The sequence below is a fragment of the Microvirga aerophila genome, from assembly GCF_003332305.1.
GTDB lineage: Bacteria > Pseudomonadota > Alphaproteobacteria > Rhizobiales > Beijerinckiaceae > Microvirga > Microvirga aerophila.
This window is the reverse complement of sequence record NZ_QOIO01000024.1, coordinates 68,489-91,422: the sequence shown is the minus strand read 5'-3', so window position 1 is coordinate 91,422 and position 22,934 is coordinate 68,489. Positions and strand designations below refer to the sequence as shown.

The 22,934-nt window shown below is 63.2% G+C and carries 25 protein-coding genes and 1 tRNA gene; 13 read left to right on the top strand and 13 right to left on the bottom strand.

Features of this window, described 5'->3' with window-relative positions:
* Positions 1 to 19 precede the first annotated feature (19 nt).
* The 4 genes from DRB19_RS14885 to DRB19_RS14870 all read right to left on the bottom strand — a co-directional run bounded on the left by DRB19_RS14885 (position 20) and on the right by DRB19_RS14870 (position 3,158).
* Positions 20 to 409, bottom strand: coding sequence for a hypothetical protein (locus tag DRB19_RS14885; protein ID WP_114186812.1), 390 nt, complete (start codon positions 407 to 409; stop codon positions 20 to 22).
* Positions 406 to 1,047, bottom strand: coding sequence for a hypothetical protein (locus tag DRB19_RS14880; protein WP_114186811.1), 642 nt, complete (start codon positions 1,045 to 1,047; stop codon positions 406 to 408). Before DRB19_RS14880 ends, DRB19_RS14885 begins: the two co-directional genes overlap by 4 nt.
* A 653-nt stretch (positions 1,048 to 1,700) precedes the next feature.
* Positions 1,701 to 2,432, bottom strand: coding sequence for a VapE domain-containing protein (locus DRB19_RS14875; RefSeq protein ID WP_276330611.1), 732 nt, complete (start codon positions 2,430 to 2,432; stop codon positions 1,701 to 1,703).
* Between the two features lie 3 nt (positions 2,433 to 2,435).
* Positions 2,436 to 3,158, bottom strand: a complete 723-nt coding sequence (locus DRB19_RS14870; protein ID WP_114186809.1) for a J domain-containing protein — start codon at positions 3,156 to 3,158, stop codon at positions 2,436 to 2,438.
* Positions 3,159 to 3,723: 565 nt separating this feature from the next.
* Here DRB19_RS14870 and DRB19_RS14865 point away from each other — a divergent pair.
* Positions 3,724 to 3,978 (top strand): NUDIX hydrolase, encoded by a 255-nt coding sequence (locus DRB19_RS14865; RefSeq protein ID WP_147021728.1) that lies wholly within the window; start codon positions 3,724 to 3,726, stop codon positions 3,976 to 3,978.
* A complete protein-coding gene (locus DRB19_RS14860) occupies positions 3,975 to 5,333 on the top strand; it encodes a tyrosine-type recombinase/integrase (protein ID WP_114186807.1) in 1,359 nt (452 codons plus the stop codon). The genes DRB19_RS14865 and DRB19_RS14860 overlap by 4 nt, the downstream gene beginning before the upstream one ends.
* 254 nt (positions 5,334 to 5,587) lie before the next feature.
* On the opposite strand, the gene DRB19_RS14855 is transcribed toward DRB19_RS14860, so the two are convergent.
* Positions 5,588 to 5,672 (bottom strand) — tRNA-Leu (locus tag DRB19_RS14855).
* Positions 5,673 to 5,979: 307 nt separating this feature from the next.
* On the opposite strand from DRB19_RS14855, the gene DRB19_RS14850 reads away from it, so the two are divergent.
* The gene (locus DRB19_RS14850; protein WP_114186806.1) at positions 5,980 to 7,083 is read left to right on the top strand and encodes a complex I NDUFA9 subunit family protein; all 1,104 of its coding nucleotides are present in this window, start codon (positions 5,980 to 5,982) and stop codon (positions 7,081 to 7,083) included.
* Between the two features lie 45 nt (positions 7,084 to 7,128).
* Here the strand turns inward: DRB19_RS14850 and DRB19_RS14845 are convergent, their stop codons facing one another.
* Positions 7,129 to 7,857 carry a sulfate transporter family protein gene (locus DRB19_RS14845; protein WP_114186805.1) on the bottom strand — a complete coding sequence of 243 codons (729 nt, stop codon included), beginning with the start codon at positions 7,855 to 7,857 and terminating at the stop codon, positions 7,129 to 7,131.
* A 77-nt stretch (positions 7,858 to 7,934) separates the two neighbouring features.
* Here DRB19_RS14845 and DRB19_RS14840 point away from each other — a divergent pair, with 77 nt between their 5' ends.
* Complete coding sequence (locus tag DRB19_RS14840; protein ID WP_245439516.1) at positions 7,935 to 9,221, top strand: flavin monoamine oxidase family protein; 1,287 nt, start codon at positions 7,935 to 7,937, stop codon at positions 9,219 to 9,221.
* Here the strand turns inward: DRB19_RS14840 and gcvA are convergent.
* Positions 9,218 to 10,162 (bottom strand): transcriptional regulator GcvA, encoded by a 945-nt coding sequence (gene gcvA, locus DRB19_RS14835; protein WP_114186803.1) that lies wholly within the window; start codon positions 10,160 to 10,162, stop codon positions 9,218 to 9,220. The two genes, DRB19_RS14840 and gcvA, sit on opposite strands and share 4 nt — an antisense overlap.
* Before the next feature lie 107 nt (positions 10,163 to 10,269).
* Between gcvA and DRB19_RS14830 the strand changes: the two genes are divergently transcribed.
* A complete protein-coding gene (locus DRB19_RS14830) occupies positions 10,270 to 10,506 on the top strand; it encodes a DUF1127 domain-containing protein (RefSeq protein WP_114186802.1) in 237 nt (78 codons plus the stop codon).
* Between the two features lie 216 nt (positions 10,507 to 10,722).
* Here DRB19_RS14830 and DRB19_RS14825 read toward each other — a convergent pair whose 3' ends face one another.
* Together DRB19_RS14825 and DRB19_RS14820 are read right to left on the bottom strand one after the other, a co-directional pair.
* Entirely contained in the window at positions 10,723 to 11,283 is a 561-nt protein-coding gene (locus tag DRB19_RS14825) for a hypothetical protein (RefSeq protein ID WP_114186801.1), read from the bottom strand.
* 123 nt (positions 11,284 to 11,406) lie between these two features.
* Positions 11,407 to 12,399 (bottom strand): 2-hydroxyacid dehydrogenase, encoded by a 993-nt coding sequence (locus DRB19_RS14820; RefSeq protein ID WP_114186834.1) that lies wholly within the window; start codon positions 12,397 to 12,399, stop codon positions 11,407 to 11,409.
* Between the two features lie 170 nt (positions 12,400 to 12,569).
* Here DRB19_RS14820 and DRB19_RS14815 point away from each other — a divergent pair, with 170 nt between their 5' ends.
* Both DRB19_RS14815 and DRB19_RS14810 read left to right on the top strand, forming a co-directional pair.
* Positions 12,570 to 13,103, top strand: a complete 534-nt coding sequence (locus DRB19_RS14815; protein ID WP_114186800.1) for an SH3 domain-containing protein — start codon at positions 12,570 to 12,572, stop codon at positions 13,101 to 13,103.
* Between the two features lie 87 nt (positions 13,104 to 13,190).
* A complete protein-coding gene (locus DRB19_RS14810; RefSeq protein ID WP_114186799.1) occupies positions 13,191 to 13,340 on the top strand; it encodes a DUF3096 domain-containing protein in 150 nt (49 codons plus the stop codon).
* 8 nt (positions 13,341 to 13,348) lie between these two features.
* On the opposite strand, the gene DRB19_RS14805 is transcribed toward DRB19_RS14810, so the two are convergent.
* Both DRB19_RS14805 and irr read right to left on the bottom strand, forming a co-directional pair.
* Complete coding sequence (locus DRB19_RS14805; RefSeq protein ID WP_114186798.1) at positions 13,349 to 14,224, bottom strand: EamA family transporter; 876 nt, start codon at positions 14,222 to 14,224, stop codon at positions 13,349 to 13,351.
* A gap of 52 nt (positions 14,225 to 14,276) precedes the next feature.
* Complete coding sequence (gene irr, locus DRB19_RS14800) at positions 14,277 to 14,747, bottom strand: Fur family transcriptional regulator Irr (RefSeq protein WP_114186797.1); 471 nt, start codon at positions 14,745 to 14,747, stop codon at positions 14,277 to 14,279.
* 279 nt (positions 14,748 to 15,026) lie between these two features.
* Between irr and fabA the strand changes: the two genes are divergently transcribed.
* The 3 genes from fabA (at position 15,027) to fabI (ending at position 17,854) form a co-directional block, all read left to right on the top strand.
* Entirely contained in the window at positions 15,027 to 15,551 is a 525-nt protein-coding gene (gene fabA, locus DRB19_RS14795; RefSeq protein ID WP_114186796.1) for a 3-hydroxyacyl-[acyl-carrier-protein] dehydratase FabA, read from the top strand.
* A gap of 89 nt (positions 15,552 to 15,640) precedes the next feature.
* On the top strand, positions 15,641 to 16,864 hold the full coding sequence (fabB, locus tag DRB19_RS14790) for a beta-ketoacyl-ACP synthase I (protein ID WP_114186795.1): 1,224 nt from the start codon (positions 15,641 to 15,643) through the stop codon (positions 16,862 to 16,864).
* A gap of 159 nt (positions 16,865 to 17,023) precedes the next feature.
* Positions 17,024 to 17,854 (top strand): enoyl-ACP reductase FabI, encoded by an 831-nt coding sequence (fabI, locus tag DRB19_RS14785; protein ID WP_114186833.1) that lies wholly within the window; start codon positions 17,024 to 17,026, stop codon positions 17,852 to 17,854.
* Positions 17,855 to 17,992: 138 nt separating this feature from the next.
* Here fabI and DRB19_RS14780 read toward each other — a convergent pair whose 3' ends face one another.
* Positions 17,993 to 18,415, bottom strand: coding sequence for a hypothetical protein (locus DRB19_RS14780; RefSeq protein ID WP_114186794.1), 423 nt, complete (start codon positions 18,413 to 18,415; stop codon positions 17,993 to 17,995).
* Positions 18,416 to 18,422: 7 nt separating this feature from the next.
* Positions 18,423 to 19,265, bottom strand: coding sequence for a TIGR02587 family membrane protein (locus tag DRB19_RS14775; RefSeq protein WP_114186793.1), 843 nt, complete (start codon positions 19,263 to 19,265; stop codon positions 18,423 to 18,425).
* Between the two features lie 196 nt (positions 19,266 to 19,461).
* On the opposite strand from DRB19_RS14775, the gene DRB19_RS14770 reads away from it, so the two are divergent.
* From DRB19_RS14770 to trpS, 3 genes are all read left to right on the top strand, one after another.
* Positions 19,462 to 20,088 (top strand): DsbA family protein, encoded by a 627-nt coding sequence (locus DRB19_RS14770; RefSeq protein ID WP_162815697.1) that lies wholly within the window; start codon positions 19,462 to 19,464, stop codon positions 20,086 to 20,088.
* Positions 20,089 to 20,216: 128 nt separating this feature from the next.
* Entirely contained in the window at positions 20,217 to 21,740 is a 1,524-nt protein-coding gene (gene murJ / locus DRB19_RS14765) for a murein biosynthesis integral membrane protein MurJ (protein WP_114186791.1), read from the top strand.
* A 69-nt stretch (positions 21,741 to 21,809) separates the two neighbouring features.
* Positions 21,810 to 22,850 (top strand): tryptophan--tRNA ligase, encoded by a 1,041-nt coding sequence (trpS, locus tag DRB19_RS14760; protein ID WP_114186790.1) that lies wholly within the window; start codon positions 21,810 to 21,812, stop codon positions 22,848 to 22,850.
* The last annotated feature ends 84 nt before the right edge of the window (positions 22,851 to 22,934 follow it).

Genomic DNA, 22,934 nt, shown 5'->3' with positions numbered 1-22,934 from the left:
GACTATGCGAAGCAGAAGCTCAGATGTCCTTCATCGCATTGCGCAACTCGACTCCTTGCAACATCGCAGGACGAGCACCGTTGATCTCGTGATCGGCGAAATGCTGGTGAAACATCCGTCTCAAGGATTCCATCGATTCCGTCATGTCGGACTTCAAGGCATCTACCTTCTGGACCAACCCTTCGGCGGCAGCCGTCACGACGCCGTCTGCGTCCACGATGGTCGATAATGTGTCCTCCTTTGCGTACTGCTGATCCACGTATTCGGACATGAATGCGACGAACTCCTGGATCATGGTATCGAACCCATCGAACTTATCCTTGAGGGCTTTGTTCTCGGCTTCGAGGTTTTCAACACGCCCGTTGAGCACGAGGACCGCTTTGGTCAGATCAGTGAGGTTCGGGCTCATTGGTGCTTCCTCCCCTTGCCGGTTGGACGGCGTGAACGCCAGAGCTTATTAGGATCATGGCGTGCGCGCAGAACCGGGAGATTCTGACCGGGAACCGGAACGACCGTCTCCCAGACATCAATGGTGGGCATATCCTCGTCGAGGAAGATTTCGAGATTCGGCTCATCGAACTGGTCGAACCAGAACCGCATGGCATAGGACCAGGAGTAATTCGTGCCCGAGGTCTTGTTCATAAAGGTTCCGAGGAGAGTGCCGTCTGGAAAAGTCTTGAACGTCTCCACGTAGACGGCCTTGAGGCGTGCGAAGGTGGCCTCGTCCATCTTGTCCTTCTTATGCTCGACGTATCGTATCCAGAAATCCGGGTCGTGGAGTTGGATTGTCCCCTTCCACGCGGCGAGTGACACAGACGGCGTGAAGGGCTCCGTCTGCGTGAACATCTGCAAGTTCATGGCGAAGCGTGCACTCGACCACTTCACCCGGTGATCCGAGCCGTTGTCGAAATAGTTCAAGGTCATGACCGTGATCACGCCGAGCGGGGGAATGCCGGTGAGCCACGTGGGATCGATGGGTTCGACCGACAAGTCGGCTTGAGGTTGTGGGGTTTGAAGCTGCTCTTGGAGCTTCGAGAAAATGTCCATAAAAATCGTATTCCTAAAATAAATCGTACTCAGAATTTGATAGAATTCCCAGTCACCAAAATAGCGACGGGCAGCGATTGATGTTTAGTCCAGCATTAGGTGTGACTGCCAAACAGCTTGTCTAATGGACAGTGCCGCACCCCACGTCTTAATACTTACAAAAAATGTTTTAGGATGGCGATATTTTTCTTTTATATTCTATCGCCTTAAAAATATTGACATGATGACAGGATTTAACCTGCCCATGCTGCGGGCCTTTGTAATTTTCCACAATACGGGTGTGACCGCCCGGCCAGGGTGAGTGGCGGGGTGAACGGTGCCACGAGGAGGCCCGCCATGTATTCCATGCAATGGAGGAACCTGCGGACGAGAGCTTCCCTTTGTCCGAGTCCTGTTCGTAGGAGCTAGAAGCCTGTCGTGGCGGCGGTGTGCACTCGGGATGATGCGAGCGATGGGTCCTTCAACGTTCGGTTCGAGCCGAATCGGAGGCCCTGCGGTTCATCGTTGGCTGTCTAGAAATTTCCAAGTTGCGATGGCTGACATGGTCAAAGAGTGGACCGAGGCATCCAGGGTGGCCAAGGTGTCCCAAGTCTCCAGGGTGTCCACGGTGTCCAGGGTGTCCATGGACACCCTGGACACCCTGGAGACTATGGCTATCGAACCACGTAGAGCGTGCCAACCGGGTCAGTTATTCTGCTCTTGAAGGGCATGTTCGATTTCGTAAAGTAGCTGAGCATGTCCGTGCCGAACCGCGACATCGTCATGCTGCTTCCAGTCTGGGCATTGAAGAGACCCCGCAGCTTATCAGCCTTCACCCCTTTCGGCGTTGTGATGGCTTTCACGGCCTCAGACGTGAGGTCGAGTTCCAAGAGCCACGCTTCAAGGTCCGACAGCTTGCGAGTGGACTCCTGGAGCGCAAAAAGCTGCTCCAAGAACGGCTCGATAGGATCGGGGGCAAAGGCATCGACACTGCGCCACAGCAGATCGTAGTCGGTTGCGTTAATCACATCCCAGACGGTTGGATCACCGCCCTTTCTCACCTCACCATTGCGCAGACGCATCGTCACAAACCTCCTATTGCCGGTCTCGTCTGCGATCAGGTCGGCGATCTCCTTGTTGGCAGTGCCTATGAGTGTGGCTTGCTGCTTGCGATGACTAACCTGCGACGTGCGCATTGTCCGCCGTGTGAGCCCGTCCCCGGTCACAAGGCTGTTGAGGGTGGGAATCTGCTGAGGCTCGATCTTCTCCAGGTCATCAACGAACACGACAGGGTAGGAATACAGATCACCACTGCGCTTGTCGGTGAAGTCGGACAGAAGCGCCGGATCGGTCGCAAGCTCCTTGATGGGTGCAAGGAACCGGAGCACAAAGCTGGTTTTTCCGATGCCCTAGATGATGCTAAGGATGACCGGCATCAGGTGACGCTTGATCGGCAGGCCCAGCGCCTTTCTCTTCACCTGATTGATGAACTGCTGGAGGACGGCGACACCCAGTGCCGTGTCCATCTCGAATACGCCTCCGACCAGCCGGTGCCACTCATGGTCCGCTCGCGTCTTCTGCTCTTCCGAGAGTTCGGCCTTCAAGAACGGCCTCAGGATGTGATTCAAACGGTGTTTCTTGTCCTCCCGCATGATCATGCGGAGCGCGCGCTCGATGTCTCCCTTGACAAGCTTCTTTACACCCTGACGCTTGATGGTGAGCATGATCTCGTCGAGCAGCCACTCCTCATCGGCCTCTCGGCGTTCGAGATAGGTATCAATGTCGGCACGAGTGAAGGCCATCCGTGGCGCACCACGGACGTGCATCGTCCCATTGAACAAAATCTCAACACCTGTCCGCTCCATAAAGCCGCGAACGAAGGCGACCGGATCGATGTCTGCATGGGAGCCGTCATCAAGTTCTGCGTCGTCAGCAGCGTCCTCATGGACACGAACGCCTACGCGATCCCGGAGCTTCTCGTAAGCGTTCTGGACCTTGATGAATTGCGCCGCTGAACCGTCACCATGGATATCAGGGTGACACCTCTTCGCGCGCTCTTGGTACGCACGTCCGATGTCGTCTTGGGTGGACCCATGTGGGACGCCGAGAACCTCATAGGGATCATAGGCCATCAGAGCGCCCCCCGTCAGACTGCGGAAGGTTCAGACGTGTTTTTTCAGCCGCGCACTCGCAGCCGTGGTGGATAGACATGGGATGAATTCCTTAAACAAATCAGTAGCATCGCATGACAAACGCATGCGCTGGCCACGCCGTGTTGATCGAGCGCGTCGAGGCCGGTCTTAGTGGGACAGACCGGGTGATGCAACAAACGAAATGAACCAGATTCTGGTTTTTCATGAATCAATTTTAGGCAATTTGCAAAATCCGCAAGCAGTGTTGCGTCTCGGAATCGGACCCTCCGCTTCAAGCGGGTCAGACTGGGATTCAGATGGCTGAACGCCCGCAGAGGCTGGACCTACGCGAACCACAACATGCCTGAGCCTGAGGTCCATTGCTGCGTGATGGTCTGGAATTCTCTTTGGTTGGTCGGCACCAGAAAAATATTGCGGTCGAGAATCCGCCTTCGCTACGTTCGGAGTGTACCCAGCGACGGCCCGTCAGATTTAAGGGCGTCGCTTTTTTGAAAGACTGAATTTCCAGATGAGTAAGCGTGACCGTAACTCGAGGCCGAGTTTGATGGCTATGGAAGACATCGAATACGACCTCCGCATTGGCCAAACCAAATTTCATGAGTGGATGGCGCAGGGCTGGATGCCTCAACCCTGGATCAAGGAAGGAGGTGTTGCGCGTTGGCGGGCCTCGGACATCCTCGATGCTATCGAGAACTTCCCGAATCGTGCTGAATTTGCTGCGGCGATGGAGCCGCAGTCCGTCAAAGCCGTGCGGACGGACAAACCCCACAGCCCGTGGGCCGATCAGAGGGCTGCATGATGGCGCGACCGAAACTCGATCCTGAGATCAAGAAGGCTCGCCACCAAAAAGCGAAACGGGAGGCCGAGAAGCTCAATAAGAAGCTCGGGTCGCATGCCTACACGAATGCGTATGCGACTGAATGGAGCAAGGTCGTGGTCTACTACGAGCCTCCTGGCCAGAGAAAGGTCAGGATTCGGGCTCCTTTCCCGTCCGTTGAGTTCGATGCTGAACTTCTCGCAGCCAAGCAGGGACGGCCTCTTCAGGTCCGTCCAGCCAAAGCATGTAGCCCCGAACCTCGAAAGGCTGCTGCGCCCGATACATGGCGGTGGGGGTGCCAGGACTACTTTGCTAACGATCCAACCTATCGTGAAATGTCGAAGCGCGATAAGCGCAACCGTAAAAACGTCCTGGAGAGTACCTGGGACGAGCCTCACGCTAGATACCCGCACCTGCGGTATGGCGACTGTCCCCTTGCCGACTTCAACGGCGAGTCTGTGCTGATTCTCATGAAACGGAAGCTGAAGTGGAAGACAGTGTTCGACGAGATCACTGGGGAAGAGCGCGAGGTTCAAACCAACTTTTCGGCAGCGAATACCCGGCACAAATTCATCAGCGCGGTCCTGTCTTATCTGGTTCAGAACCATACACGAGTTGTTGGTGGTCGGAACTGGGCTCGCGACATCAAACCTTTCAAACCCGAGAATGAGGAAGGCCACCGCACCCCGAGCTTAGAAGAGATCGCATCGTTTCAGGAACAGTTTAAACTGGGCAGCAAGGAGCGGCTTCTGTTCGACCTCGCCTACTATACGACGCAACGACGCGCTGACCTACCTCGGCTGGGACGCCTTGTGCTTGAAAAGGATCGAAACGGTAATGATCGGCTCTCGTTCGTGCAGCACAAGCTTCGCAATAAGAAGCCGGTAAGAGCCTACGTGCCGCTGTTTCCGGAGCTTCGCCAGTCACTGGAAGCTGCGAAGGAGGCAGGCATCCTCGGGGAGACGCTTTACCTTGTGCACGACAAGATCAGTCCGACCCAACCAGACCGACCTTACGCCGAGGGCAGCCTTGGCAATATGATGCAGGATGCAATTAAGAAGCTGACAGCGAAGACCGGGATCAAGAAGTCGTTTTCGCTTCATGGTCTCCGAAAGGCTGGGGTCTGCCGTCTGATCATGATGGGTCTTTCTGCCCATCAGATTATGGCCATCACGGGACATCGAACCCCATGGGAAATCGACCGGTATGGTCGTGACTATATGCGGAGTGTCGCATCCGAACAGGGCTATCAGCGATATCTGACGTGGCGGGCTCAGAATGAGGCAGTGATTGAGGCAGACATCGAGTTTGCCGAATCGGGAGCAGAAGTCGCGTAAGATTGCTCTCATACCCAAGTAACGAAGTTCTGATCGTAAAATCGGCGGCGTGCCTCGTCACCAGCCTGCCTTTGAAGTCATAACTTCCGTGGATAGGTATCAGTGCCTCAATGAGGGTCGCCTTCGGGCGGCCCTTTTACATCTACCGGAAGAACAGATGTGGCTCAAAGTCCCCCAGGTTTTCACCCCAGGTTTTTGAAACCGGCTTTCTTAGAAAGCTAAGCGCTTGAGAAAGCTACAACATCCAATGCGGATGGTGCCCAGGAGAGGACTCGAACCTCCACGGTGTTACCCGCTGCTACCTGAAAGCAGTGCGTCTACCAATTCCGCCACCTGGGCATGCCTTGTCGGCGAGGATCGTTTAAGGCCATGGGCGGCTGACGTCAATCGCTGAAAACGGTCCCTCGTCGTTTTCTTCGCGCGTTCTTGCCGATTTCCAGGCCACGGGTCTCTTCATGAGACTGGGCCTTTGATCAGCACAGGGCGCGAAAGTAGGCCGTGCCTTGCGGATCGAACGACTGTCGCCGCCAAGAGTGCATGTCGGACGGACCCAAAAGTGAATTCCACTTTTGGGTCCGATGCTCTAGAGACGTTTCGAAATCACTTCCCGAGACACGCCCGTGGCCAGGCGGACAGGAGACTTTTCATGATCGGCGCCATTCGCACACCAGAGCAGCAACTGGTCACGGTCTTCGGCGGATCGGGTTTTCTCGGCCATTACGTGGTCAGCGCGCTGGCCAAGCGCGGCTACCGGATCCTGGTGGTCACCCGCCAGCCCAACCGGGCGGACTACCTGCCGCAGGGCATGGTCGGACAGATCCACCCGATCCGGGCCAACCTGCGCCATCCGGATTCGGTCGCTCATGCGGTGGCCAAGGCCGACCACGTCATCAATCTCGTGGGGGTCCTGAAGGAAGGCGGCCGCCAGACCTTCGATTCCGTTCACGCCCAGGGGCCGCGGATCATCGCCGAGGCAGCTAGGCCTGGCGCCAACATCATCCACGTGTCCGCCATCGGGGCCGATCCGCAGTCAGAATCACTCTATGCCCGCACCAAGGCGGAGGGCGAGGCGGCTGTTCTGGCGGCGCGGCCTGATGCGGTCATCCTGCGGCCTTCGCTCATGTTCGGGCCGAACGACCAGTTCTTCAACCGCTTCGCGAGCCTCGCCCGAATGCTCCCGGTCCTGCCGCTCGCTGGCGCCGACACCCGCTTCCAGCCGGTCTTCGCCGGCGACGTGGCGGCCGCGATCGTCAAGGCCGTCGAGCGCGCCGTGCCCGGGGGGCAAGTCTACGAGCTCGGGGGTCCGGAGATCCGCACCCTTCGCCAGCTTGTGGAATACGTGCTGGCTGCAACCGACCGCAAGCGCATCATCCTGCCCCTGCCGAACGCGGTCGGACGGGCTCAGGGCAGCGTCCTGGGGCTCCTCGACAAGCTCACCCTCGGGCTCGTGCCCAACGAACTCGTCATGACCCGCGATCAGGCGCTCCTGCTGGAGAAGGACAACGTGGTGTCCGAGGCGGCCATTCGCGAGGGCCGCACGCTGGAGGGCATGGGCATCTCGCCCACCACCATCGAGGCCATCGTGCCGTCCTATCTGGTGCGGTTCCGCAAGACCGGCCAGTTCGACCTCAAGCGGAACGCAACCCGCACCACGCCGGATCTGCTCGCCCCCACGTCAGGGGGCGCCGAGTCCGACTTCAAGCCGGATCGGGCGTCCGGGCCCGCCGTCGGCCAGTCTTCGAGCCACTAGCACCGCGCCCAAGAGCGAAGTCCGCTCTTGGGCTTCGTCCGATGCTCACTTGAGATGCGGCGCATCGCTCGACGCGGGAATCCGGGGCCACTTGTCCGCGCGATGCGCCAGCCGCTTGTGCAGGTGAACCATCAGCGCCGCGCCGAAGATCGGCGTGACGAGGTTCAGGACCGGCACGAGAACGAGACCTGCCAGAACTGCGCCTGCGGCGAGCACCGTTCCCCGATGCTCCATGCGCATGCCGGTCACCTCGGCCTGGGGCCAGAAACGGCCGGCCGCGAGCTCGAAATATTCCCGGCCAAGCAGGTAAGCGTTGGCCACGAAGAACACCCCGATATTGATGCCCGGGATGAAGAAAAGCAGCAGGGCCGCGAGATTGACCAGGATGGACAGGCCGGCGAAGCGGAGTCCGTAGAGGATCGCGCTTCCCATGGGCAGGGCCGTGCCGGGCGGGTCGGCCGGATAGTCCCCGCGCTCGATCACCTCGGCCACGTCGTCGAGGAAATAGCCGGCCACGATCGCCGTGACGGCCGGCAGAAGATATACGAGAGCCACGAAGATGCCGAAGCCTGCGAGGAAGAACGCGAACCCCTCCAGGATCGGGTACTCCGCCGCGACCGTGGTGCCGTCGAGGAACCAGTCGAACAGACGCGTGAGGCCGAGCCAGACCAGCGCGAGCAGCGCCATCGTCAGCGCGAGCGACTTCCACAGGATGCGCCGGAGCGCCGGCGAGAAGACGTCTCGGGCCGCGGCAAAAACCGCCTGGATCAGCATGGGGCGAAGTCTCCTGGGTTGAGGGGCGGACTTTACTTATGAACGGACCCGCCGCAAGGCGAGGGGTGGAGGAACCTGTGCAGCCAGCCAATCTCTCATCCGGGCCAGCGGAGCCCAGCCAGGAACCCGGACGGGAGCCGGACGTCGTGATCGTCGGCGCGGGCTCGGCCGGCATCGCCGCCGCGCGAAGGCTCCTCGCGGCGGGCCTCACCGTGACGGTGCTGGAGGCCCGGAATCGCCTCGGCGGCCGCGCCGTGACGGTGCCGATGGGCGCGCACCCGGTCGATCTCGGAGCGCACTGGCTCCATGCCGGACCGATCAACCCGCTGGTGCGCCTTGGACGGGAGCGGGGCGAGCCCCTGCGGCGCGCGCCGACCGAGGGACATCTCTTCATCGGACGGCGACGGGGCCGCCGGGCGGAGCGCGCGGCCCTCGACCGGGCATTCGACATCGCCGACCGGGCCATGACCCGGGCTGCCCGCCGGGTCGAGGATCAGCCGGCCGCCAAGGTGCTCCCGCCCATGGGACCCTTCGGCCGCCGGGTCGAGGCCATCCATGGCCTCGTATCGGGCCGTCCCCTCGATGAGGTGAGCCTGCACGATTTCCCCAGCATGGAATATTCCAACAATCTTTTCATCGCGGGCGGTCTCGGAGCCTATGTGGGGCGATTGGGCCGCAATCTGCCGGTCCGGCTTGGAACGGTCGTCCACGGCGTCGACTGGTCGGGACAAGGGGTCCGAATCGAAAGCTCCGCCGGCACGCTTCAGGCCAAGGCCACGATCGTCACTGCCCCTATGGCGGTGCTGCAGCAGGACGTCATCCGCTTTGCGCCCTCGCTGCCGGTCGAGGTGCAGGCGGCGATCCATGGGTTCGTCCAAGGGGTGTACGAACACGTGGTGCTGCACTGGCCGGGTTCTCCCTTCGAGGGGGCCGACCGCTTGGCGAGCCTGCTCGGCGCGCGCCGGGAGCCGCCCGGCATGCTCACCTCCATCGACGGAACGCCCTTCCACTTCTTCGAGCTCGACCAGCCCCTTGCGGCCAGCCTCGACAGGCGCGACGCCCATGCACCCGCCCGGCTCGTCCGCGCCCTGCTGGCTGAGCAGTTCGGCCACCGGGCCATTGGGGCCTTGCGGATCCGGCACGCCACCCGGTGGCGAAACGATCCCTGGTCGCGGGCCTCCTGGGCAGTGGTGCCCCCTGGCCTCTCTGCGGTGCGCGACACGCTGAAGGAACCGGTCGCGGACCGGATCTGGTTTGCCGGCGAGGCGCTGTCGCGCGCACAGTGGGGCACCGCGGGCGGGGCCTGGGAAGAAGGAGAGCGCGCCGCGAACGAGATCGTCCGAAAGCTCGCGGCCGGCGCTTAGGGCGCGCGGGACGCCGTCTCGCCGCTTGCCTGAAGGCTCGCCTCCTCCAGAAGCCAATTGCGGAACGCCGCGATGGCGGGCCGTTCGGCGGTCGTCTCTGGACAGACCACGTAATACTGGTAGGCGCCCTTCACCTGCTGCGGAAATGGCCGGGCGAGGCGGCCGGCATCGAGGTAGTCGCCGATCAGCACGTTCGTGGCCAAGGCCACGCCCTGCCCCGAAGCCGCCGCCTGCAGGATCAGGAACGTATGGGAGAAGCGCGGCCCATGGGAGGCGTCGATGCCCTCGACCCCTATTTCGGCAAGCCACCTGTCCCAGGACATGTAATCGGGCACGCCATCGGCGACGATCTCGTGCAGCAGGGTGTGATGGCGAAGATCCGCCGGCTCCTTCAGAGGCCGCTCCCGGTCGCTAAGAAGCGCGGTGCTGCAGACCGGAAAGAAATACTCCTCCATGAGCAGGTCCGACCGCAGGCCAGGATAGACGCCACGACCGAACCGGATCGCCACATCCATGTCCTCGCGTGAAAAGTCGGTGCGATCGGTGGTGACCGAGACTCGGATTTCCAAATCCGGGTGGCGCAGCCTCAACGCGCCGAGCCTGGGAATGAGCCAGCCGGCGGCGAAGCTCGGCAGGGTGCTGACGTTCAGCACCCGGGACGCCTCGGGCTTCAGGGCTCGGGCTGTGGCCTCGTTGAGCCGGTCGAGGGCATCGGTGATGGCGGCGGCGTAACGCTCGCCCAAACCCGTCAAGGCGACGCCCTTGCTGGGCAGGCGCACGAACAGGGGACTGCCCAGCCAGGCCTCCAGCGCCTTCACCTGTTGGCCTACGGCGCTTGCCGTGACGGCGATCTCGTCGCCGGCCTTTTCGAAGTTGAGATGGCGGGCAGCCGCCTCGAAGGCGCGCAGGGAATTGAGCGGCGGAAGACGGCGACGGGTCATGGCTGGCCAAGATCAGCTTGGGCTGATGTCAAGGAGTTCTCGTTTGCTTTCACAGGCCCTCGGGAGCACCTTCTTCTATAGCAGAACCCTATCGGAAGAGGCCCGTCATGGCTACCGCATTTGCCACAGTAAATCTTGGCTCGTTTGCCGGCAAGACCGAGAAGCGCAGCCTGCTTCTGCCGCTCCTTCTGAAGGTTGAGGCATGGCTCGACCGCCGGGCAAGCCAGCGCGCCTTGTATCGCATGGACGATCGGGGATTAGCCGATATCGGCCTCTCGCGCGCAGATGTGAAGGGGTTGAAAGACGCCCCGTTCATCCTGTCCGACCCAATGGAAGGGCGTTGAGGGGCTCTCAGGCGTGCATCCAAGCGTGACCCGAACGACATCCTCCACATCATGGCCGCACCTGTTGCGGCCATTGACGTCTTGGAGCTGCGACGCTGAAAAGGCGTAAATCCCCGGACCAAGTCCGGGGATGACGGGTGAAGGAGACATGCGCTCCGCCATCACCCTGAGGTGAAGCCTTACGGCCAGACAAGCGTCCGAGAAACCGAACCCGCGCTAGATCGGTGGGATGCCGATGATCGTCTCAGACGTCACCACGACCCATCCCGTGTCGGATCGCTGGATCGCCAGAACCTCGCCGGCGCCCGGCAGGACAGCGCCCGGCGCAACTTCGCTCAGGCCGTCCGGCCCTTCCACGAGGGCTATGCCGTCGTTTACCCGCCAGACCACGTAGGTGCGGGGTGGGATTGTGAGGTCTTGCCGGCTCGCAACCGTCGCGACTTTCGACGTCTTGGTCCGGTCATTGGTCTCCTGGCCTTTCGGGACCGATCCCGTGGTGGTTGGGTCGAGGTCGTCGTATCGGCGGGCGGCCGCAAGGCTCCGGTTGACTGGAAGATTATCCGCAAGGGCGGGCAGAACCTTCGGCAGGTTGGGCTGTGCGGTGCTGGTCTGGAGCGCGTAGACGAAAAACGACGCCGACGAGACCGCAAGCCCCAGCCCGATCGCAAAGACGATGCGGTCGCCGGCAGCCTCCCGTGCGCGGATGAGTTCCTCCGGCCGGGTGACGGACGCAGTCTTTGCGCCTGGTTTCGCGAATTTCCCGAATCGAATGCTCATGCTTGGCCTGCCCGCTGATGGCGATTTGTCGCGGATCATGAACGGGTAGGCTTAACGCTGGGTAAAGAGGGAATTTTGTCCTCGCGGCGATGAGCGCGCGGGACCGGCATACGACAGGCCGTCCTACAACATGCTCGGCAGCACCCGGTCCGGCGGCTTGTGACCGTCCGTGAAGGCCCGGATGTTGACGATCACCTTCTCGCCCATGGCGATGCGGCCCTCATGGGTGGCCGACCCCATATGCGGAAGGAGCACGACCTTGCCTTGTTTGGCAAGTCGCACCAGGCGCGGGTTGACCGCCGGCTCCTCCTCGAACACGTCGAGCCCCGCGCCCGCGATGGCGCCTGCTTCAATGAGCTTGGTCAGCGCCGGCTCGTCGATGATCTCGCCCCGGGCCGTGTTCACCACGATGGCGTCGGGCTTCATGAGCTTGAGGCGGCGCGCCGAGAGCAGGTGATAGGTGGCCGGCGTGTGCGGGCAATTGACCGATACGATGTCCATGCGGGCCAGCATCTGGTCGAGGGATTCCCAGTAAGTGGCTTCCAGCTCCGCCTCGATCTTCGGCGGCACGTGACGGCGGTTGTGATAATGGATCGACAGGCCGAAAGCCTTGGCGCGGCGCGCCAGCGCCTGTCCGATGCGGCCCATGCCGACGATGCCGAGGCGTTTTCCGGTAATCCGACGGCCGAGCATCCAGGTGGGCGACCAGCCGGCCCATTCTCCGTCCGGAATGATGTGGGCCCCTTCCGGGATCCGGCGCGCCACGGCGAGGATCAGCGCCATGGTCATGTCGGCCGTGTCCTCGGTGAGAACGCCGGGGGTGTTGGTCACCGTGATGCCCTGTGCCACCGCGGCCGGCACGTCGATGTTGTCGACCCCGTTGCCGAAATTGGCGATGAGCTTGAGGTTGGGGCCGGCCTCCGCCAGCATGGCGGCGTCGATCTCGTCCGTGACCGTCGGCACCAGCACATCGGCGGTTCTGACAGCCTCCATCAGTTCCTCGGTCGAGAGGGGCTTGTCCTCGAGATTGAGGCGCGTGTCGAAGAGTTCGCGCATGCGCGTCTCGATCAAATCGGGCAGGCGGCGGGTGACGACGACGACAGGTCTCTTTTTCATCGGCTCGCGATGTCCCAACACTCGAAAAAAGCCGCCTGGGCCTCAAGAGTTTCACGCTCTCTTAACTCAGTTTCGGCGACTAAAGAGGGGCGGACCGCCGCATCGGCGAAGCCCGTCAAGCTTCTCTACCAGAGGCTACGCCCCAGACAAACCCAACGTGAGGGAGAACCATGCGCAAGATCGTCCTCAGCCTTGCCTTGCTGGCTTCGATCACGGCTCCGGTCCTGGCGCAGGAGACGCCGGGCGGCCGCCTGGGCACCGGGTTGCCCGTTCCCCGCTACGTGAGCCTCAAGACCGACCGGGTGAACCTGCGCGAGGGGCCGTCCAAGGATCATCGCACCGCCTGGGTGTTCCAGCGCGCCGGACTGCCCGTGGAGATCATCGCCGAATACGAGACCTGGCGGCGCATCCGCGACGCGGAAGGCACGGACGGCTGGGTGCTCCACTCGCTCCTATCGGGACGGCGCACGGCGCTCGTCATGCCCTGGGCCAAGGAAAACACTCCGCCGATCCCGCTGCTGAATCGAGCCGACGACAAAGGCAGCGTCGTCGCACAGCTCCAGCCGGGCGTCATCGCCAATGTCAAAGGATGCAGCGGCTCCTGGTGCGACGTAACCGTCGTGGCGGAGCGGGGTGGGGACGTGGAAGGCTATGTCCGCCAGGAAAAGCTCTGGGGCGTCTACCCGGACGAGAAGGTGGAATAGGCGTCGGGGATGTCGGTTGCTTTTGCGTTTTGTAAAGCATTGCTGCCCTAAGACCGTAACAATGCATCACCACAAAGGCACCGCCGCATGACGCTTTCCCTCGGCATCAAGAACCTCCTGCCCCTGATCGCCCTGATTCTGGGTATCGCGGCCTTCGTGGCGCCGCGCTTTCTCAATGTGATCGTGGGGATCTTCCTGGTGCTGTTCGGGTTGTTCGGGCTCGGGCTCGTCCGCTAAGCCCCAGCCTAGATGGGCCGGCTCCGGCCGAGATGCGGCCCGAGAATGTTGATCGCAAGTCCGAGGACGATCACCGCCCCGCCGATGGCCTCGAGCGGCCGCATGGCTTCGCCCAGGATAAGCCCCGCGCCGAGGATTCCGGCGACCGGCACGAGAAGCGCGAAGGGCGTCACCGTCGCGGCCGGATGCCGGGAGAGCAGGTAAGCCCAAATCCCGAACGCGAAGATCGTGGTCGGATAGGCCAGATACGCCACCGTTCCCACAAGAGCCCAGTCGAGGTTCGTGAGGGCTGCCATCACGTGGCTTGGTCCGTCGAGCCAGAGCGACAATCCGAGGAGAGGAAGCGGGGCCACGAGGCTGGACCAGACGATGAAGCCCAGCATGTCGACCCGGCCCGCCCGCTTGGAAATGATGTTCGCCACGCCCCAGGCGGCCGCGGCCACCACTGTCATGAGGAATGGGCCCGCCCCGCCTCCGGTAAGGCGCGGCCAGGCGATGAGCACGAGGCCGAGACAGGCCACGGTTCCGCCGACGAGCTGATGAAAGGTCGGCCTCTCGCCCATGAGAAAGACCGCGAACAGGATGGTGAAGAAAACCTGCGCCTGCATGACCACGGAGGCGAGGCTTGCCGGCATGCCCAGGCCGATGGCGACGAAAAGCAGCCCGAACTGTGCGACGCCCAGGAAGAACCCGTAGCCGGCGAGAATGCGCCAGCTCGTCTTAGGGCGCGGGATGAAGAAGACCGCCGGAAGGGCCGCGAAGAAAAACCGGAGAGCGGCGAGCAGGAGGGGCGGCGTGGTTCCGACCCCGACCTTGATGACCACGAAGCTGAGGCCCCAGATGATCGTGACCAGAACCGCGAGGAAGGTGTGGCTGAGCGGCATAGGGAAAGCACCGTGGCCGCTCTTCGCTGGTGAAAGCTCGGAGCTGCCGGGATCAGGCGGTCTTGCGCCGCAGGCGAACGATGACTTCGACGCCGGCAACCTCCATGCCCGCAGGCGGCTCGGGCAGGTCGCCCACGCTCACGCCGGTCAGGGGCATATCGACCAGCTCGCCCTCGTCTTCCAGGAAGAAGTGGTGATGCTCGGTCGGGTTGGTGTCGAAATAGGACTTGGAGCCGTCCACCGCGAGCTGGCGCAGAAGGCCGGCTTCCGTGAACTGGTGCAGGGTGTTGTAGACGGTTGCCAGCGAGACGGGCACGCGGGCCCGGGTGGCTTCCTCGAACAGAACTTCCGCCGTGATGTGCCGGTCGCCCTTGCCGAAGAGCAGCCAGCCCAGCGACACCCGCTGCCGGGTCGGGCGCAGGCCCACGCGACGCAGCTTGTCCCGCAGCTCGGACAGGGGGCATCCCCGGCGATGGGCGGGAGCAGTCGTCGATTCGATATAGGCGGATAACGGATCGGTCATCGGGGAACTGAATGTAAGAATAAGAGCTTCTATCATCGACATGATAGGAAAGCGAGAGGATTGCCGCAAGGCCGCAGGATTGCCGCAACGCTAATCCCGAAGCGCGTTCGAGGCCCAGCTATTCGGTGAATTTCGGCTCCATGTCCCGTCTTTGGTCCTGGCCCGGTGACTCAGGCCCTTTGATGGATGGCCAAGCCTGTGCTACCAGAGCCCCGTTTCCGGCCTCGGAGGGTTCTCCCGGGCCGCCTTTGCGACAGATTGAAAGGATCGGCATCCGGCATGGCGCGCCAGTCGAGCTTTAACTACGAAGAGCTTCTCGCCTGCGGGCGCGGAGAATTGTTCGGTCCCGGCAATGCCCAGTTGCCCCTTCCGCCGATGCTGATGTTCGACCGCATCACGTCGATCGGCGAGAATGGCGGAGAGCATGGCAAAGGCCACGTGCGCGCCGAGCTCGATATCCGACCGGATCTCTGGTTCTTCCCCTGCCACTTCAAGGGCGACCCGGTGATGCCCGGATGCCTCGGCGTCGACGCCCTCTGGCAATTGGTCGGCTTCTATCTGGGCTGGGGCGGATCGCCCGGCCGGGGACGGGCGCTGGGCGTCGGCGAGGTGAAATTCTCGGATCAGGTGCTGCCGACCCACAAAAAGGTGGTCTACGGCATCGACTTCAAGCGCGTCTTCCGCTCCAAGCTCGTGCTCGGGATCGCGGATGGGTGGCTTGAAGCCGACGGCAAGCGAATTTACGAGGCAAAGGATCTTCGGGTCGGCCTCTTTCAAGCCGCCGACGCCGCAGCGGGCGGTTAAACAACACGCTCACGGTTGAGATTGACCATGATCGACCTTACGTCTGTCAGGCGTTGGGTCGATCATGAAGTTCTATGAAGAGGTTAGCTATGAGGCGCGTCGTCGTCACCGGAATGGGCATCGTTTCGTCCATCGGCAACACCACGCAGGAGGTGCTGGCCTCTTTGCGCGAGGCAAAGTCCGGCATCAGCAAGGCTGAGGACTACGAGAAGTTCAACTTCCGGTGCCAGGTCCACGGCGCGCCGACCCTGAACCCGGAGGAGATGGTCGACCGCCGCGCCATGCGCTTCCACGGCAAGGGCACCGCCTGGAACCATGTGGCCATGGATCAGGCCATCCGCGACGCAGGTCTCGAGGAGAGCGAAATCTCCAACGAGCGTACCGGCATCATCATGGGCTCGGGCGGTCCTTCCACCCGGGTCATCGTGGAAGCGGCCGACATCACCCGCGACAAGGGCCCCAAGCGCATCGGCCCCTTCGCGGTGCCCAAGGCCATGTCGTCCACGGCCTCCGCGACGCTGGCCACCTGGTTCAAGATCAAGGGCGTGAACTATTCGATCTCGTCCGCCTGCGCGACCTCGAACCACTGCATCGGCAACGCCTACGAGATGATCCAGTACGGCAAGCAGGACGTGATGTTCGCGGGCGGCTGCGAGGATCTCGACTGGTCGCTCTCGTCGCTCTTCGACGCCATGGGGGCCATGTCCACCAAGTACAACGACCGGCCCACCACCGCATCGCGGGCCTATGACGCCAACCGCGACGGCTTCGTGATCGCCGGCGGCGCGGGCGTCCTGGTTCTGGAGGAGCTCGAGCACGCCAGGGCGCGCGGCGCCCGCATCTACGGGGAAATCGTCGGCTACGGCATGACGTCCGATGGCTACGACATGGTGGCCCCGTCCGGCGAGGGCGCGGTGCGCTGCATGCGCATGGCCCTGAAGGACGTGAAGGCCCCGGTCGACTACATCAATCCGCACGCGACCTCGACCCCCGTGGGCGACCAGAAGGAGATCGAGGCCATCCGCGAGGTGTTCGGCTCGGGCGAAAAGTGCCCGCCGATCTCGGCCACCAAGTCGCTCACCGGCCACTCGCTGGGCGCGACGGGCGTGCAGGAGGCGATCTATTCGCTCTTGATGATGAACAACGGCTTCATCTGCGAGAGCGCCCATATTGAGGAGATCGATCCGGCAGTCGCCGACATGAACATCGTGCGCAAGCGCATCGACAACGCCCGGCTCGATACGGTCCTGTCGAACTCCTTCGGCTTCGGCGGCACGAATGCCACACTCGTGTTCAGCCGTTACAACGCTTAAAAGAGCGTCACACCGCTGAGACGCAACCGTGCGAATCCCCATGTCTCTTAAGGGGGATCTCGCATGGATACGCTCATCACTACCGATATAACGGCCCGGGATGCACGCTTTGATAACAATACGCGGCAGACAATCGGGCCTTCGACAAGGGGGACCACCGTGACGGGTCTGATGCAAGGAAAACGCGGCCTGATCATGGGCGTCGCGAACGACCACTCCATCGCCTGGGGCATCGCCAAGGCGCTGGCGGAGCACGGGGCGGAACTCGCCTTCACGTATCAGGGCGAGGCGCTGGGCAAGCGCGTCGCGCCGCTGGCGAAGTCCCTGGGTTCAGACCTCGTCGTGCCTTGCGACGTGGAGGACATCGCGTCGGTCGACGCCGCCTTCGACGCTCTCGACAAGCGCTGGGACGGCCTCGACTTCGTGGTTCACGCCATCGGGTTCTCGGACAAGTCGCAGCTCAAGGGCTCCTACGTGGACGTCACCACCCGGGAAAACTTCTCCCGCACCATGGTGATCTCCTGCTTCTCCTTCACAGAGATCGCCCAGCGCGCCGCCAAGCGCATGAAGAACGGCGGATCGCTCCTCACTCTCACCTATGGCGGCTCCACCCGGGTGATGCCGAACTACAACGTGATGGGCGTGGCCAAAGCGGCGCTGGAAGCCAGCGTGCGCTACATCGCGTCCGACCTCGGACCTCAGGGCATCCGCTGCAACGCGCTTTCGGCCGGGCCGGTCCGGACGCTCGCGGGAGCGGGCATCTCCGATGCCCGTCTCATGTTCACTTACCAGAAGGCCCACGCCCCCTTGCGCCGCACGGTCTCCATCGAGGATATCGGCGGCTCGGCGCTCTATCTCCTGTCCGGTCTGTCCAACGGCGTGACCGGCGAGATCCACTATGTGGATTCCGGCTACAACATCATCTCCATGCCCCGCCCGGACGTGCTCAAGGCTCAGGATGCGGCCGGCGTGACGGGCGAGGAAGACTAAGGAAACGCGTCGTTCCGGACGCCGCAGGCGAGCCGGGATCGCGAATTAGAAAGAAGCGCAACTCTTGTCTGACGATCCCGGGCTCCGCTCACGCAGCCTGAGACGACAGAGGTCCTATGGACCGAGCCCCGAACCCGCTCAAGGATCCGCGAAACCCAAGGCGCGCAGTGCGAGACTTTCCTGTCGGGGCTCGCGCGTGAAGAACATCCCGCCCTTCCGTTCGGAATGGCCAGGAATGTAGTCGAAGACCACATGCCCGATCTCGGCTTCCGCGCCGTCGCCGGCGAGCTTTCCCTCGATCTCCACCTGCGAGGCCGTGGAGCCCGTGCTGTTGCGAGCCCGGAACTCGACCCGATATCCGCCCTCGACCGGCACCACTCGCGTGACGTCGACCGCGATGGCGGGCGGCGCGCCGGCATCATCGAAGGCCTGCCAGCCGATGGAGCCGAAAATACCGAGCGTAAGCAGCAGGCCTATGCCGGAGGCGACCCATTCGAGCCAGGGAGTGTGGTTGGCTTTTTGCTGGGTTCCGTCGCGATCGGCCGTCCGCTGCTGAACCATGGCTTCCTCAGATCACGAGACGCGCAGTGGCGGCGCCGAGCGCCGCCGGGAAGGCTAGCACCACGGTCATCATCGCCACTTGGGCGAGGGCGGTGTCCTCGGTGCGCCCGAAGGTCCACAGGACATAGAGGCTGACCAGGAGCGCGATGCCGTAGCCGGCCAAGGTGAAGTGGAGAAAGGTCCGCATGAACGTTCCTCCCTCGGGCGGGGTCTCCTGGCCCGAGAACCCGAGGACGTAGACGAAGATGTGAAGCAGGGCGATCGACACGACGCCCAGTGCGATTCCATGCCAGGGCGTCATCTGAAAAGCGATCAGGATCATCTCCTCGGTGGGCGCCATGTTGAACGCGAGAAACAGCGCGCCGGCCAGCATGGGGAACAATTCGCCCGCATAGCCCGCCTCGCGCTTTCGTTCGTCCTCGGCCCCGGTGTCCTGCTCCGCGCCGAGCTGCTTTCGTCCGAGCATCGCGCCGATGCTCGCCGGCACGCTCTGCAGGGCGACCTTGCCGATGATCTCGGTCCAGGTCATGTCCAGGGCAATCACCGCAAACAGCGCCAGGATCGCGGCGGATGTGATCACCCCGACGCCAAAAGCCGCCAGTGCGTCCATGACGTCCTCGCGCCAGCTGAACGTCTTCTCGAAGCCCGCGAAGTACGAGAGGCCGATCAGGACGAGGAGGTTCACCCCAATGAACAGCAGAAGCCGCAGCCTGTCGATGGAAAACCCCAGGGACCACATCTCCATGGTCATCATCAGCGGAATCCCGAAGATGACTGCTCCGCCAAAGGCGCGCGCCAGGCCCACCGCGTAGAGCTCGTTCGTCTCGACGGGCTGGTTGTCTTCCGTCATCGTCCGCCTACCCGCGATTCGTCCCAAGCTTGGCCGTGCATGGAGAACGCCGCGCGAACGCGAGGGTTCCGGCGTGGACGGGAGACCGCCCGCCTCCCCTGCCCGCCGTCACGAGAGCGTGAGCGCGATGCGGCGGCTCTTGCCAGGGCGGCCTTGCACCGGCAACAGGAGCGCTGTTCCCAACGAGAGCCTATTCATGATCCTGTCCCGTCGCACCCTCCTGGCCGGTCTCGCCCTGTCGGGGGCTCCCATCCGGGCCATCGCCCAGGCCTCGCCGGAGGCGCAGCGGGTTCCCATCGAACTCGTCGAGGATACCCTGGCTCTGCCCTCCGCCGTGCGGCTCGGCCACGCCCATGGGGACGTGATCATGGTCGAGTATTTCGACTACAACTGCCCCTGGTGCAAACGCTCCGCGAAGGATCTGCCGGCCCTGCTCAAGGCGGAGCCGGACCTCTCGTATGTGCTGGTCAATTTCGCGGTTCTGGGCGAGGCCTCGGTCCAGGCGACCCGCGCGGCATTGGGGTATCTCCAGGTTCAAGGACCCGACCGGTACCTCGCGCTCCATCTCGCCCTGTTTGGCCTGCACGGGGCTGTCACGGGCGAGCGGGCGGTTGCGGAAGCCGAGCGCCTTGGAGCCGACCGGGCGCGCCTTGTGGCCGCCGCCGATGCGCCGCGCACGACCGAGTGGATGAAAGAGGCCTTCACGCTGGGCAACTCGCTGGGCCTCGTCGCCACACCGTCGTTCCTGGTCGCGGCGGAATCCTACGTGGGCGGCATGACCCTTGCCCAGAAGCGAGAGGCCATCGCACAGGCCAGAGGCTGAAGCAGCCCCGCCATCGCTTTTGCGGGAGTCACGGAAGGCCTGTCCCGAACCCTCCCGATCCATGGAACGATGGCTCAGCGGCGATCGTCTTAGACAATCCGCTCAGGACCGGTTAAGCGCCACAGCGCATGTCGCTCATCCGCTCATCCCTCCTTGTCGGCCTCGGCACGATTGCGTCGCGCATCCTGGGCTTTGTCCGGGACGTGCTGTTCGCGCAGGCGCTCGGCACCGGACCTGTGGCCGATGCCTTCCTGGCGGCGTTCCGCCTGCCGAACCTCGTCCGGCGCATGATGGGCGAAGGCGGCCTCAATGCAGCCCTCGTCCCCGGCCTGAGCCATCTGCGGCCGGACGAAGCAGCCGCCACGGCCGGCGACGTGATCACCGCCTTCGCGCTCGCGCTCCTGGTCCTGACCGGCCTTGTGGAGGTCGGCGCCGGGCTGATTGCGATCATCCTCGCGCCAGGCTTTCAGGACGATGGAGGCACGCTGGCGCTCGTGGCCTTGTACACCCGCCTCGCCTTTCCGGCAGTGATCTGCGTGACCCTCGCCTCCGTCGCGTCGGCGCTGCTCAATCTCAACGGCCGCTTCGGCGCGACCGCCATCGCGCCGCTGGCTGTCAATGGCGGCATGATCGCGGTTCTCATCGCGCTGGAGACCCTGTTCGCCCTGCCCCAATGGCAGAAAGCCGCCTGGCTTGCGGCGGCGTCCAGTGCGGCGGGCCTTGCCCAACTCGCCATCGTGGCATTCGCCCTGCGGGGCGGTGCCGTGCGCGCCGTCGCTTTTCGCCGTCCCCGCCTGTCGCCGGTCGTGAAGTCCGTGCTTCTGGCCGGTTTTCCGGCGCTTCTGGCGAGCGGAGCCGTGCAGCTCTTTGGCTTGGTCGGCACGCAGATCGCGTCGTTCTGGCCGTCCGGCGTGTCCTGGCTCTATTATGCCGACCGGCTCGTGCAGCTTCCCTTGAGCCTGATGGCGGCGGTGGCCTCGAGCGTCTTGTTGCCGGATCTTGCGCTCAGGCACCGCAGCGGGGAGGCCGGAGCAGTCGTGGCAGCGCAGAACCGGGCGCTCGAACTCGCGCTTCTCATGACCCTTCCGGCCGCCGCGGCCCTCATGGTTCTCGCCGGGCCCATCGCGTCCGTCCTGTTCGAGCGCGGCGCGTTCACGAGTTCGGACGCGCAAGGAACGGCCTATGTCCTGATGGCCTTGAGCCTCGGACTGCCTGTCGCGACAGCCGGCAAGGTGCTCAGCCAGACCCTGTTTGCCCGCGGGTCCTTGCGCGAGACGCTGCTGGCGACCCTCCTCGGCATCGCCGTGACGGCTTCGTCGGCTGTTCTGCTCGGACAGTTTTTCGGAATGCCCGGCATTGCGTTCGGCATCAGCCTGGGCTGCCTCGCCCACGCGGCGGCGATTGTGCGATCTCTCGCCGCCGTCGGCCTGTGGTTGCCCGGCGCTCGGCTGGCTGGCCGCCTGATTCGAACCGGGATAGCCGCCACGATCATGGCCCTGGGTCTCGCAGCCGGCCTGCCGACCCTTGCGGAGCCCGGCGCGGCTGCCCTCGCGGTCCTGTGCTTCGGCGGCCTTGCGCTCTACGCGGCCACCGCCTGGATGACTGGCGCGCTCACGCGCGACGATGTGGCGTCGCTGACGAAAAAACCTTAAGACACCTTGCATCGTGGCCGCGCCCTGTCATAAACGCCCGCCGCGACAAGCGTGGGAGTTGGGAAGACGATGGCGCAGTTCAAGGAGCGGGTGTTTTCGGGCGTTCAGCCGACCGGCAACCTCCATCTCGGAAATTACCTGGGCGCCATCAAGCGCTTCGTCACTATGCAGGAGACGCATGATTGCATCTACTGCGTGGTCGACATGCACGCGATCACCGTTTGGCAGGACCCCAAGGAGCTCACGCGCCAGATTCGCGAGGTGACCGCCGCCTTCCTGGCCGCCGGCATCGACCCGAAGAAGCATATCGTGTTCAACCAGAGCCAGGTCGCGCAGCATGCGGAGCTTGCCTGGGTGTTCAACTGCATCGCCCGCATGGGCTGGGCCAACCGCATGACCCAGTTCAAGGAAAAGGCCGGCAAGGACCGGGAGAACGCGTCGGTCGGCCTCTTCGCCTATCCCATGCTCATGGCGTCCGACATCCTGGTCTACCGCGCCACCCACGTGCCCGTGGGCGAGGACCAGAAACAGCACCTGGAGCTAACCCGCGACATAGCTCAGAAATTCAACAATGACTTTGCAGAATCCATCGCCGAGAACGGCTTCGGCGACGTCTTCTTCCCCCTCACGGAGCCGCTGATCGCAGGGCCCGCCACCCGGGTCATGTCGTTGCGCGACGGCTCGAAGAAGATGTCGAAATCCGACCCGTCCGACTATTCCCGCATCAACCTGACGGACGACGCGGACACGATTGCCCAGAAGATCCGCAAGGCCAAGACCGACCCCGAGCCCTTGCCCGGCGAGCCAGACGGTCTCAAGGAGCGCCCGGAGGCCGACAATCTCGTGGCGATCTATGCGGCCCTGACCGACTCCACCCCCGAGGACGTGCTGCGCCAGCATGGCGGCTCCCAGTTCTCCGGCTTCAAAGCCTCCCTCGTGGACGTGGCCGTGGCCAAGCTCGCGCCCATCGCCGACGAGATGCGCCGCCTCATGGCCGATCCCGGCCACATCGATGCGGTTCTGGCGGACGGCTCCGACCGGGCCAGGGCAATCGCGTCCGAGACCATGGACGCCGTGAAGGATATCGTCGGTTTCGTGCGGGCCCGCTGACCGGAACCCTTGCGGACAGGCTAGCCTACCCATGCGGCGCCCTGCCTTGCTCCTGACTGAAGAGCAGGGCAGCATCCGGCTTTC

What these genes read in the sequence shown, in the direction of transcription:
- DRB19_RS14885 (WP_114186812.1), bottom strand. Translation starts at nt 409, where the DNA reads ATGAGCCCGAACCTCACTGATCTGACCAAAGCGGTCCTCGTGCTCAAC.
- DRB19_RS14880 (WP_114186811.1), bottom strand. Translation starts at nt 1,047, where the DNA reads ATGGACATTTTCTCGAAGCTCCAAGAGCAGCTTCAAACCCCACAACCT.
- DRB19_RS14870 (WP_114186809.1), bottom strand. Translation starts at nt 3,158, where the DNA reads ATGGCCTATGATCCCTATGAGGTTCTCGGCGTCCCACATGGGTCCACC.
- DRB19_RS14865 (WP_147021728.1), top strand. Translation starts at nt 3,724, where the DNA reads ATGGCTATGGAAGACATCGAATACGACCTCCGCATTGGCCAAACCAAA.
- DRB19_RS14860 (WP_114186807.1), top strand. Translation starts at nt 3,975, where the DNA reads ATGATGGCGCGACCGAAACTCGATCCTGAGATCAAGAAGGCTCGCCAC.
- DRB19_RS14850 (WP_114186806.1), top strand. Translation starts at nt 5,980, where the DNA reads ATGATCGGCGCCATTCGCACACCAGAGCAGCAACTGGTCACGGTCTTC.
- DRB19_RS14845 (WP_114186805.1), bottom strand. Translation starts at nt 7,857, where the DNA reads ATGCTGATCCAGGCGGTTTTTGCCGCGGCCCGAGACGTCTTCTCGCCG.
- gcvA (WP_114186803.1), bottom strand. Translation starts at nt 10,162, where the DNA reads ATGACCCGTCGCCGTCTTCCGCCGCTCAATTCCCTGCGCGCCTTCGAG.
- DRB19_RS14830 (WP_114186802.1), top strand. Translation starts at nt 10,270, where the DNA reads ATGGCTACCGCATTTGCCACAGTAAATCTTGGCTCGTTTGCCGGCAAG.
- DRB19_RS14825 (WP_114186801.1), bottom strand. Translation starts at nt 11,283, where the DNA reads ATGAGCATTCGATTCGGGAAATTCGCGAAACCAGGCGCAAAGACTGCG.
- DRB19_RS14820 (WP_114186834.1), bottom strand. Translation starts at nt 12,399, where the DNA reads ATGAAAAAGAGACCTGTCGTCGTCGTCACCCGCCGCCTGCCCGATTTG.
- DRB19_RS14815 (WP_114186800.1), top strand. Translation starts at nt 12,570, where the DNA reads ATGCGCAAGATCGTCCTCAGCCTTGCCTTGCTGGCTTCGATCACGGCT.
- DRB19_RS14810 (WP_114186799.1), top strand. Translation starts at nt 13,191, where the DNA reads ATGACGCTTTCCCTCGGCATCAAGAACCTCCTGCCCCTGATCGCCCTG.
- DRB19_RS14805 (WP_114186798.1), bottom strand. Translation starts at nt 14,224, where the DNA reads ATGCCGCTCAGCCACACCTTCCTCGCGGTTCTGGTCACGATCATCTGG.
- irr (WP_114186797.1), bottom strand. Translation starts at nt 14,747, where the DNA reads ATGACCGATCCGTTATCCGCCTATATCGAATCGACGACTGCTCCCGCC.
- fabA (WP_114186796.1), top strand. Translation starts at nt 15,027, where the DNA reads ATGGCGCGCCAGTCGAGCTTTAACTACGAAGAGCTTCTCGCCTGCGGG.
- fabB (WP_114186795.1), top strand. Translation starts at nt 15,641, where the DNA reads ATGAGGCGCGTCGTCGTCACCGGAATGGGCATCGTTTCGTCCATCGGC.
- DRB19_RS14780 (WP_114186794.1), bottom strand. Translation starts at nt 18,415, where the DNA reads ATGGTTCAGCAGCGGACGGCCGATCGCGACGGAACCCAGCAAAAAGCC.
- DRB19_RS14775 (WP_114186793.1), bottom strand. Translation starts at nt 19,265, where the DNA reads ATGACGGAAGACAACCAGCCCGTCGAGACGAACGAGCTCTACGCGGTG.
- DRB19_RS14770 (WP_162815697.1), top strand. Translation starts at nt 19,462, where the DNA reads ATGATCCTGTCCCGTCGCACCCTCCTGGCCGGTCTCGCCCTGTCGGGG.
- murJ (WP_114186791.1), top strand. Translation starts at nt 20,217, where the DNA reads ATGTCGCTCATCCGCTCATCCCTCCTTGTCGGCCTCGGCACGATTGCG.
- trpS (WP_114186790.1), top strand. Translation starts at nt 21,810, where the DNA reads ATGGCGCAGTTCAAGGAGCGGGTGTTTTCGGGCGTTCAGCCGACCGGC.